We start from the raw sequence: 8,987 nt of genomic DNA, 5'->3' as shown, positions 1-8,987 counted from the left end.
GGGCCGAACTGGTTGAGGTAGTTGTTGTAGGGCTCGTTCTGCTTGAGCACCGTCCCGATGATGGAGGCGATCCCGAGGATCGTCAGCAGGCTGATCGCGAAGCGCATCGAACTGAGCAGTTCGTAGAGTGCGCGGGAGTTGCTGCGGTGTCGCATGGGTGGTGTCGGGCGGAAGAACGGGAAAAACGGTCGGGGCCGGCGTTGCCGGTCGCGGATTGCAATGGAAAAGGGGTGGCCGAAACCACCCCTTTTCTTATAGCTGCCTGGCGCTGGGACGCGCCTTGACTCAGCGCAAGCCGGCCGCGTAGTCGGCGACGGCCTTGATTTCCGGATCGGTCATCTTGAGGGCGATGGTGCGCATCATCTTGGCCGGATCGTTGGCACGCTCGCCGGCACGGAAGGCCTTCAGCTGGGCTTCGGTGTAGTCGGCGAACTGGCCGGCCAGACGCGGGTACTGGGCGGGCAGGCCGGCACCGGCCGGGCCGTGACAGGCCGCACAGGCCGGGATGCCGCGCTTCAGATCGCCGGCGCGCCACAGGCGCTGGCCGAGTTCGATGGAGGCCTTGTTCTTGGCGGCTTCGGGATTGAGCTTCTGGCCGGCGAAGTAGGCGGCGAGGCCCTTCATGTCATCGGCGGAGAGCGCTGCAACCATGCCACCCATCACGGCGTTGGCACGTTCGGCCGGCTTGCCACCTTCGCTCTTGAAGTTGGTCAGCTGCTTGTAGAGGTATTCCGCATGCTGGCCTGCGAGTTTCGGGTTTGCGGGGATCTGGCTGTTGCCGTCGGTGCCGTGGCAGGCACCGCAAACCTGTTCTGCAGTCTGTTTGGCCTTGGCCAGGTCAGGCTGGGTAGCAGCCTTGTCTTGGGCCTGAACCGCGCCAGTGGCCAGAAGCAGCGAAAGCAGCAGGGAACGCTTGATCATGATGTCCTCGGAAGCCAAGAATGTGGATGTCTCAAACCTGCTATTCTATAGCAATTCCAGCCATTTGCGCGATGCAACGACACTGCTTCGTGCCCGCCAGTTCCGCCCCATGTCCCTCTTCAGAAACGCCCAGTTCGAAATCTCCATTGCCAAACCGAGCGGCCTGCCGCCGCCGAACGGGCCGGAAGTCGCCTTTGCCGGCCGCTCGAATGCCGGTAAATCGAGCGCGATCAATACCCTGGCCAACCACACCCGGCTCGCCTTCGTCTCCAAGACGCCGGGCCGCACCCAGCTGATCAACTTCTTCCGCCTGCAGAACGGCGCGGTGCTGGTGGATCTGCCGGGCTATGGCTATGCCGAGGTGCCCGAGGCCGTGCGCCGCCAGTGGCAGCACCTGCTCGAGGACTACCTCACCAAGCGGCCCAATCTGGTGGGTCTGGTGTTGATCATGGATTCGCGCCATCCGCTGAAGGACCGCGACCGCGTGATGATCGGCTGGTTTGCTCCCAGCGGGCGGCCGATCCACTGCCTGCTCACCAAGAGCGACAAGCTCACCCGCAGCGAAGGCGCGGCCACCCTGGCGGCGGTGCGCAAGGAGCTCGCGGCCTACGGCGAGCAGGTGACGGTGCAGCTCTTCTCCAGCCTCAAGAAAACCGGCATGGAGGAGGTCGAGCGCGTCGTTGGCTCGTGGCTGACGCCTGATCCTGACATGCTTTGACATTCCTTGCCGCCGAAGCGTGGCGGCGCGTGAAATGACACCGGATTCCGGAAGGGATTCTGTGCTATCAATGGCAATCCCCCGCGCGCTGCCTCCGCCGCTCGAGTCGACGGCGCATGCCGGTGAGGAATTTTCCGTTTCCACTTTCCGATCTGCCATGGAACTCCAACCCGTCATTCTCTCCGGTGGCTCCGGCACCCGCCTGTGGCCGCTTTCCCGCGAACAGTACCCAAAGCAGCTGCTGGCCCTGGTGGGCGACGAGACGATGCTGCAGGCCACGGCCGGGCGGCTTGCCGGCTTCAAGGGGCGTTTGCCGGTGGCCCAGGCGCCGATCGTCGTGTGCAACGAGGAATACCGCTTCGTCACTGCCGAGCAACTGCGCTCGGTGGGCCGCAGCAGCCGCAACATCGTGCTCGAACCCGTCGGCCGCAACACCGCGCCGGCCCTGGCCCTGGCTGCGCTTGCCGTGAAAGAGGCCGACCCCGTGCTGCTGGTGATGCCGGCCGACCACGTGATCCGTGACCTCGCCGGCTTCCAGGCCGCCATCGACGCGGGCATTCCGGCTGCGCTGGACGGCGCCATCGTCACCTTCGGCATCGTCCCGGATCGTGCCGAGACCGGCTACGGCTACATCCGCTTCGGCGCCGAGCGCCCCGACGGCAGCAAGGCCATCGCTGCCTTCGTCGAAAAGCCCGACGCCGCCACCGCCCAGCGCTATCTCGATAGCGGCGAATACCTCTGGAACAGCGGCCTCTTCATGGTGCGCGCCAGCACCTGGCTCAAGGCCCTCGCGGCGCTGCAGCCCGCCATGGCCAAGGCCTGCGACGCCGCCTGGCAGGGCGGGGCGCGGGACGCGGACTTCGTGCGGGTGAATAAGGATGCCTTCGTCGCCTGCCCGTCGGACTCGATCGACTACGCGGTGATGGAGAAACTCGCCGGCGCCACTGATCTGGGCATTCCCGGCTGCGTCGTGCCCATGAGCGCCGGCTGGTCCGACGTGGGCGCCTGGGATGCGCTGTGGGACATCGCCGACAAGGACGGCAGCGGCAACGTCGCCCGCGGTGACGTGCTGTTTGAAGACAGCCGCAACACCCTCGTCTATGCCCAGGACCGCATGGTCGCCTGCGTGGGGCTGGACGACACCGTGGTCGTCGAGACGCCGGATGCCGTGCTCGTCGCCCGCAAGGACAAGACCCAGAACGTGAAGCAGATCGTCGCCGCGCTCAAGCTCGAAAAGCGCAGCCAGGCCTCGGCCCACCGCAAGATCCACCGTCCGTGGGGCTGGTACGACTCCATCGACGCCGGCGGGCGTTTCCAGGTCAAGCGCATCGTCGTCAATCCCGGCGCGCGCCTGAGCCTGCAGATGCATCACCACCGGGCCGAGCACTGGATCGTCGTGAAGGGCACCGCCGAAGTCACCAACGGCGAGAAGACCTTCCTGCTGGGCGAGAACGAATCGACCTACATCCCGCTGGGCCACGTCCATCGGCTGGCCAACCCGGGCAAGCTGCCCCTCGAGATCATCGAGGTGCAGTCGGGCAGCTACCTGGGTGAGGACGACATCGTCCGGTTTGAGGATACCTACGGGCGGGGTTGAGGCAGAAAGGGCGGGGCTGGCCGGTCAGGTCGGCTCGGCCACGAAGCCGAAGCGGCTTGCCACTTCGGCCTGCCGGATGCGCCCGACGGGCAGCGTCTGGCCGGCCCAGGCAAGGCTGAGCGGGGCGTCGGGCGATTCGAGATCGCCATCCAGATGGGCGCAGAAGGCGGCCAGATCCCGGTCGTCCAGCAGGCCGATGCCGTGCTCGGTGGCGAGCAGCAGGCTGCCTTCCTCGTCGAACCACGCGCCCGAAACCGTGCTCACCGGCTTGCCGGTGTGGGTTTCGAGGCGATCCGGTGCCGCGAGGTGCAGGACCAGCGGCGTGTAATCCAGATCCACGAAAACCTGTTGCGGCCCGTTCTGGAAGAACCAGCGGCCGTCGGCCGTGGCTTCGAAGTTACGATTGATGAAGCCGCGCAGGCCCGGATGGCGGATCGGGCCTTCGGGCACGCACCACTCGCCACGGCGTGACAGCCGAAGCCAGCCGGTGCATGACGGCACGTTGGGCCACTTGGCGAGGGCCAGCCGGACGGCTTCATCCATCGTGCTGCTCCGCCACGCTTACCAGAGCTTCCACCAGGCCTGGGGCTCGGCTTCCGTGCCCTTGCCGGCGAAGTAGCGGCTGTTCGGGAAGTTCTGGCGCATCACGCGCTCGGCGTCCTTGCGCAGCTCGGGCATGTTGAGGGCGTCGTAGCTCTGCACCAGCAGGAACAGCGCCTCTTCAACGGCCGGCGACTGGGGGAAATCCTTGATCGTCGCCTGGGCCCGGTTGGCCGCCGCCACGTAGGCGCCGCGCTTGTAGTAATAGCGCGCCACGTGCACTTCATGGTTGGCCAGCGCATTGACCAGATAGCGCATGCGCAGCTGGGCGTCCGGCGTGTATTTGCTGTCCGGGAAGCGCTGGCTGAGTTCCTTGAAGGTGGCGAATGCTTCGCGGGTCGCCTTCGGGTCGCGCTCGGACAGATCCTGGTTGGCGAGGGTGCCCAGCATGCCCAGGTCTTCGTTGAAGTAGGCGAGGCCCTTCAGGTAGTAGGCGTAATCAACGTTGGCGTGATTGGGGTGCAGCTTGATGAAGCGGTCGCAGGCGGCGACGGCGGACACCTGCTCGCCCGACTTGTAGTACGCGTAAGCCACCTCAAGCTGGGACTGCTGGGCGTAGCGACCGTAGGGGTAGCGTGCCTCGAGCTTCTCGAACATCTTGATGGCGCGCTCCCAGGCGCCATCGTTCATGGAATCCTTGGCTTCGGAATAGAGCTTTTGGGCGTTCCAGCCGACGGTTTCGTCGACCTGATCGGGGAGGCCGCAGCCGGCGAGCAGCAGCACGCCGACAAGCGTTAAACTACGCAGGGTGAAATGCGCCATCGAAAACTCATTGGAAGAAGACTGGCTCGATTATAGCCCAGTCGATCCTTCCCATTCCCCCTCGTCCGCGAGCCCTGTTCCTCTGCGCGAATCGATCCCGGACGATTGCGCAGGAATGCGCGTCGACCAGGCCCTTGCCCGGCTTTTCCCCGAGCATTCCCGCAGCCGCCTGCAGTCCTGGCTCAAATCCGGCCGGATCACCATCAACGGCGCCTCGCCCGACTCCAAGACCAAGGTCTGGGGCGGAGAAACCGTAGCGGTAAGCCCCGAGCCCTCCGAGGCGATGCTCGCCGAGCAGGCCGAGGACATCCCGCTGCAGGTGATCTTCGAGGACGACACCGTGATCGTCATCGACAAGCCGGTGGGGTTGGTCGTCCATCCCGGCAGCGGCAACTGGTCCGGCACCCTGCTCAATGCGCTACTGCATCACGGCGCGGGTTTTCGTGATCTGCCCCGGGCGGGCATCGTCCATCGCCTCGACAAGGACACCAGCGGCCTGCTGGTGGTGGCCAAGACCCTCGAAGCTCAGACCGATCTGGTGCGCCAGCTCCAGGCTCGCACCGTCAAGCGCCACTATCTGGCGCTGGTGCACGGCGAGCCGCAGCCTTCCGGCGAGGTCAATGCACCCATCGGCCGCCATCCGGTGCAGCGCACCAAGATGGCCGTCGTGCCCGGTGGCCGTGAGGCGCTCACCCGTTACCGCGTGATCGAACGCTTCGCCCGCGCCACCCTGGTCGAATGCGAGCTCGCCACCGGCCGCACCCATCAGATCCGCGTACACATGGCCCACATCGGCCACCCGCTGGTGGGCGACGCCACCTACGGCAAGGCCAAGAGCGCCGATCCGCGGCTCGACGCCTTTCCGCGTCAGGCGTTGCACGCCTGGCAGCTCGGCCTGATCCACCCCAAAACCGGCGAAGCCTGCCGCTGGCAAACACCGTTGCCGGCGGATTTTGACGGGCTGCTTGAAACCCTGCGCGGGAGCGCCAAGCCGTGAGCGACGCCTGGATCGTGCCCGACTGGCCTGCGCCCGCCCGGGTGCGGGCCCTCTCCACCACCCGCGCTGGCGGCGTGAGCGTGGCGCCTTACGACAGCCTCAACCTCGGCACCCACGTGGGCGACGCTCCGGCGAGCGTGGCCGCCAATCGGGCCCAGGTCCGGCGCATCGTGCCGTCCGAACCCGCGTGGCTCAATCAGGTGCATGGCGCCGCGGTGGTGGATGCCGCCTCGGTGGCCGGCGTGCCGGATGCCGACGCGTCGGTGAGCCGCACGCCCGGCGCCGTGTGCGTGGTGATGACCGCCGACTGCCTGCCGGTGTTGCTGTGCGACCGTGCTGGCACCGTGGTGGGCGCAGCCCACGCAGGCTGGCGCGGCCTGCACGGCGGGGTGATCGAGGCTACGGTTGCGGCCATGCAGGTTGTCCCGGCCGATGTGATCGCCTGGCTCGGCCCGGCCATCGGGCCGTCGGCCTTCGAGGTGGGCGACGAGGTTCGGGCGGCTTTCGTGGCCGCCGACGCCATCGCCGATGCGGCCTTCAAGCCGGCCGGCCAGCCCGGAAAGTGGCTCGCCGACATCTATCTGCTGGCTCGTCAGCGGCTGGCGGCGCTGGGCGTCACGGCGGTTTACGGTGGTGATTGCTGCACGGTTTCCGAGTCGCGGCGCTTCTTCTCCTATCGTCGGGATGGCGTCACCGGACGCATGGGCTCGCTCGTCTGGCTTGCCTGAGCCATTGCCCGCCGTGACTGGCGGTATACTTCGCGGCCCTTTTTGATTCGAATGACCATGACGCCCCTCGCCTGGATTGTCGTAATGAGTTTTGCCGGCGGGCTGCTGAGCGTGGCGGTGGCATCCGTTCTCGCCTTCACGGCCCGACCTACCTGGGTGCCGGTGCTGATCAGCTATGCCATCGGCGCGCTGCTGGGCGCGGCTTTTCTCGAGGTGCTGCCCCACGCCATCGAGGCCGCCGAAAGCCCCGAGAAGGCCGCGATGAACGTGCTGGCCGGGATCATGCTGTTCTTCGTGCTCGAAAAACTGGTGTTGTGGCGCCACTGCCATGACGAAGGCTGCCAGGGGCACGAGCCCCATGACCACCATGGCCACGGCGGCCATGAACACGATCACGGCCGCAGCGGCCTGCTCATCCTGATCGGCGACACCTTCCACAACTTTGTCGACGGTGTGCTGATTGCCGCCGCATTCGTCGAGAGCACGCCCCTCGGGATCGTCACCGCGCTGGCGATCATCGCCCACGAGATTCCGCAGGAAGTCGGCGATTTCGTGATCCTGCTGCACTCCGGCTACAGCAAGACCCGCGCGCTGGTGTTCAACCTGCTGTCGAGCTTGGCCACACTGGTGGGGGGCATCCTGGCCTATGTGGCGCTATCCCACATGCAATCACTGGTGCCGGTGTTTCTCGCGCTGGCCGCCGCGAGTATGATCTACGTCGCGGTAGCCGATCTCATTCCAGGCCTGCACAAACGAACGGAATTGCGCGCCACCGCACAGCAGGTATTATTGATCGCCGCCGGCATTGCCTCGATCGTCCTCGCTCACCCCCTCGCGGAGAGCGCGCTCGGCTGATCTTCGGCGGCGGGCAGGCGTACCAAACAGCCAGAGAAACAGGGAGAGCGGCGCAAGGCCATAGAAGAAAAAAGTCAGCACCCCACCCACGATGGTGGTCTCCGCTGCGGTAGCAAGCAGCGCGACGTAAAGCCAGGCGATAGCAACGATATACATACCCGAATTCTACTCGGCGCGACGAGGCCGGGGTGAAGTGCGGCTTGGTGCGAATGCACCCCGGCAAGCGGGGTGATTCCGCCGGCCTACGATCGGTCGGGCGCGCGTCCGACGACACAACGAGGAGAGCTGGATGTCCGTTACACCCGAGCAGTCTGCCGAAGCGTTGCAAGGCATGTTCAAGTTCGGCCAGTCGATGGCTGCGAATTTTTTCGATTTCCTCTCCAAGCAGGGCGCCGCGTTCCAGCAGGTTGCCCCCGCCCAGGCGCCGCAGCTGCCGCTGCCCGAGGCCGAGGAACTCGCCCGGCTCCAGAAGGAACTCGCCGAATCCCACGCCCGCCTGTGGGCCCACATGTCCCAGGTCAAGCCGGGTGAGCCCGCCGAGCCGCTGGTCAAGCCGCCCGCCGGCGACCGCCGCTTCAACGCGCCCGAGTGGTCGTCCAGCCCGGTCTACGATTACATCCGCCAGGCTTATCTGCTCAACGCCGATTACCTCGCCAAGGTGGCCGACGCGCTGCCGGTGGCCGATGGCCGCACCAAGGCCCGGATGCAGTACCTCACCCGTCAATACATCGACGCGATGGCCCCGTCCAACTTCGCGGCCACCAACCCTGAATTCATCCAGTCGGCGCTCGAGACCAAGGGCGAGAGCATCACCCAGGGCATCAAGAACCTGATCGGCGACATGGAAAAGGGCCGCATCTCGATGACCGACGACTCGGCCTTCGAGATCGGCCGCAACCTGGCCACCACGCCGGGCTCGGTGATCTACGAGAACGAGCTGATCCAGCTCATCCAGTACGCGCCGCTGACCGAACAGGTCTACAAGACGCCGCTGCTGATCGTGCCGCCGTGCATCAACAAGTTCTACATCATGGATCTGCAGCCGGCGAACTCGCTGGTGCGCTTCATCGTGGAGCAGGGCTTCACGGTGTTTCTGGTGTCCTGGAAGAACACCAAGGAATCCGAAGCCCACTTCGGCTGGGACGACTACCTCGAGAAGGGCCCGATCACCGCCCTGCAGGTGGTGCGCGACGTCACCAAGGTGGACAAGCCCAACGTGCTCGGCTTCTGCGTCGGCGGCACCATCCTGTCGTCCTCGCTGGCAGTGCTGCGCGGCAAGGGCGAAGACCCGGCCGAGAGCCTCACGCTGATGACCACGCTGCTCGATTTTTCCGACGCCGGCGAGATCGGCTGTCTGGTGGACGAAGCGTCGGTGGCCGCCCGCGAGGCCTCCATCGGCCGCGGCGGTGTGTTCTCCGGCCGTGAGCTGGCCCAGGTGTTCTCCAGCCTGCGTGCCAACGATCTGATCTGGCAGTACGTGGTCGGCAACTACCTCAAAGGCAAGACGCCCGAGGCCTTCGATCTGCTGTACTGGAACTCCGACAGCACCAACCTCTCCGGCCCGTTCATCGCCTGGTACCTGCGCAACATGTACCTCGAGAACAACCTGCGCGTGCCGGGCAAGCTCGAGATGCTGGGCGTCAAGGTGGACATGGGCAAGGTCGATCTCCCGGCCTACCTGCTGGCCACCCGCGAAGACCATATCGTGCCCTGGACCAGCGCCTACCTGGTGCGCCAGATCCTCGGCGGCGAGACCACCTTCGTGCTGGGCGCCAGCGGCCACATCGCCGGCGCCATCAACCCGGCCTC

The 8,987-nt window shown here is 66.0% G+C and carries 11 protein-coding genes; 6 read left to right on the top strand and 5 right to left on the bottom strand.

Annotation, left to right across the window (positions count from 1 at the left end; all coding sequences use genetic code 11):
* On the bottom strand, positions 1-107 hold a 107-nt coding region (locus tag Q0672_RS00240), incomplete at its 3' end, for a cytochrome c biogenesis protein ResB (RefSeq protein ID WP_298618582.1).
* Positions 108-285: 178 nt separating this feature from the next.
* Positions 286-921, bottom strand: coding sequence for a c-type cytochrome (locus tag Q0672_RS00235; RefSeq protein ID WP_153161430.1), 636 nt, complete (start codon positions 919-921; stop codon positions 286-288).
* Positions 922-1,030: 109 nt separating this feature from the next.
* Here Q0672_RS00235 and yihA point away from each other — a divergent pair, with 109 nt between their 5' ends.
* Positions 1,031-1,639, top strand: a complete 609-nt coding sequence (gene yihA, locus Q0672_RS00230; RefSeq protein ID WP_153161431.1) for a ribosome biogenesis GTP-binding protein YihA/YsxC — start codon at positions 1,031-1,033, stop codon at positions 1,637-1,639.
* Between the two features lie 157 nt (positions 1,640-1,796).
* The gene (locus tag Q0672_RS00225) at positions 1,797-3,236 is read left to right on the top strand and encodes a mannose-1-phosphate guanylyltransferase/mannose-6-phosphate isomerase (protein WP_298618578.1); all 1,440 of its coding nucleotides are present in this window, start codon (positions 1,797-1,799) and stop codon (positions 3,234-3,236) included.
* A gap of 24 nt (positions 3,237-3,260) precedes the next feature.
* On the opposite strand, the gene Q0672_RS00220 is transcribed toward Q0672_RS00225, so the two are convergent.
* Positions 3,261-3,779 (bottom strand): DUF2946 family protein, encoded by a 519-nt coding sequence (locus Q0672_RS00220; protein ID WP_298618576.1) that lies wholly within the window; start codon positions 3,777-3,779, stop codon positions 3,261-3,263.
* An 18-nt stretch (positions 3,780-3,797) separates the two neighbouring features.
* Positions 3,798-4,598, bottom strand: coding sequence for an outer membrane protein assembly factor BamD (locus tag Q0672_RS00215; RefSeq protein WP_284186416.1), 801 nt, complete (start codon positions 4,596-4,598; stop codon positions 3,798-3,800).
* Positions 4,599-4,680: 82 nt separating this feature from the next.
* On the opposite strand from Q0672_RS00215, the gene rluD reads away from it, so the two are divergent.
* The 3 genes from rluD to Q0672_RS00200 are packed head-to-tail and all read left to right on the top strand — an operon-like array spanning position 4,681 to position 7,178.
* A complete protein-coding gene (gene rluD / locus Q0672_RS00210) occupies positions 4,681-5,595 on the top strand; it encodes a 23S rRNA pseudouridine(1911/1915/1917) synthase RluD (RefSeq protein ID WP_284186496.1) in 915 nt (304 codons plus the stop codon).
* Complete coding sequence (gene pgeF / locus Q0672_RS00205; protein ID WP_298618572.1) at positions 5,592-6,323, top strand: peptidoglycan editing factor PgeF; 732 nt, start codon at positions 5,592-5,594, stop codon at positions 6,321-6,323. Before rluD ends, pgeF begins: the two co-directional genes overlap by 4 nt.
* A 57-nt stretch (positions 6,324-6,380) precedes the next feature.
* Positions 6,381-7,178 carry a ZIP family metal transporter gene (locus Q0672_RS00200; protein ID WP_153161437.1) on the top strand — a complete coding sequence of 266 codons (798 nt, stop codon included), beginning with the start codon at positions 6,381-6,383 and terminating at the stop codon, positions 7,176-7,178.
* Here Q0672_RS00200 and Q0672_RS00195 read toward each other — a convergent pair.
* Positions 7,110-7,334, bottom strand: a complete 225-nt coding sequence (locus Q0672_RS00195; protein WP_228111866.1) for a hypothetical protein — start codon at positions 7,332-7,334, stop codon at positions 7,110-7,112. The genes Q0672_RS00200 and Q0672_RS00195 overlap by 69 nt on opposite strands.
* A 133-nt stretch (positions 7,335-7,467) precedes the next feature.
* Here Q0672_RS00195 and Q0672_RS00190 point away from each other — a divergent pair.
* Positions 7,468-8,987 (top strand): alpha/beta fold hydrolase (locus tag Q0672_RS00190; protein ID WP_298618568.1); only part of this gene is annotated, 1,520 nt, incomplete at its 3' end.

It is taken from the genome of uncultured Zoogloea sp. (assembly GCF_937894855.1).
Lineage (GTDB): Bacteria > Pseudomonadota > Gammaproteobacteria > Burkholderiales > Rhodocyclaceae > Zoogloea > Zoogloea oryzae.
This window is presented reverse-complemented; position numbering and strand designations above follow the sequence as displayed.

Excerpts from the sequence above, each read along its gene's own strand:
- yihA (WP_153161431.1), top strand. The coding sequence starts at position 1,031 with ATGTCCCTCTTCAGAAACGCCCAGTTCGAAATCTCCATTGCCAAACCG.
- Q0672_RS00215 (WP_284186416.1), bottom strand. The coding sequence starts at position 4,598 with ATGGCGCATTTCACCCTGCGTAGTTTAACGCTTGTCGGCGTGCTGCTG.
- Q0672_RS00225 (WP_298618578.1), top strand. The coding sequence starts at position 1,797 with ATGGAACTCCAACCCGTCATTCTCTCCGGTGGCTCCGGCACCCGCCTG.
- Q0672_RS00220 (WP_298618576.1), bottom strand. The coding sequence starts at position 3,779 with ATGGATGAAGCCGTCCGGCTGGCCCTCGCCAAGTGGCCCAACGTGCCG.
- Q0672_RS00195 (WP_228111866.1), bottom strand. The coding sequence starts at position 7,334 with ATGTATATCGTTGCTATCGCCTGGCTTTACGTCGCGCTGCTTGCTACC.
- Q0672_RS00235 (WP_153161430.1), bottom strand. The coding sequence starts at position 921 with ATGATCAAGCGTTCCCTGCTGCTTTCGCTGCTTCTGGCCACTGGCGCG.
- Q0672_RS00200 (WP_153161437.1), top strand. The coding sequence starts at position 6,381 with ATGACGCCCCTCGCCTGGATTGTCGTAATGAGTTTTGCCGGCGGGCTG.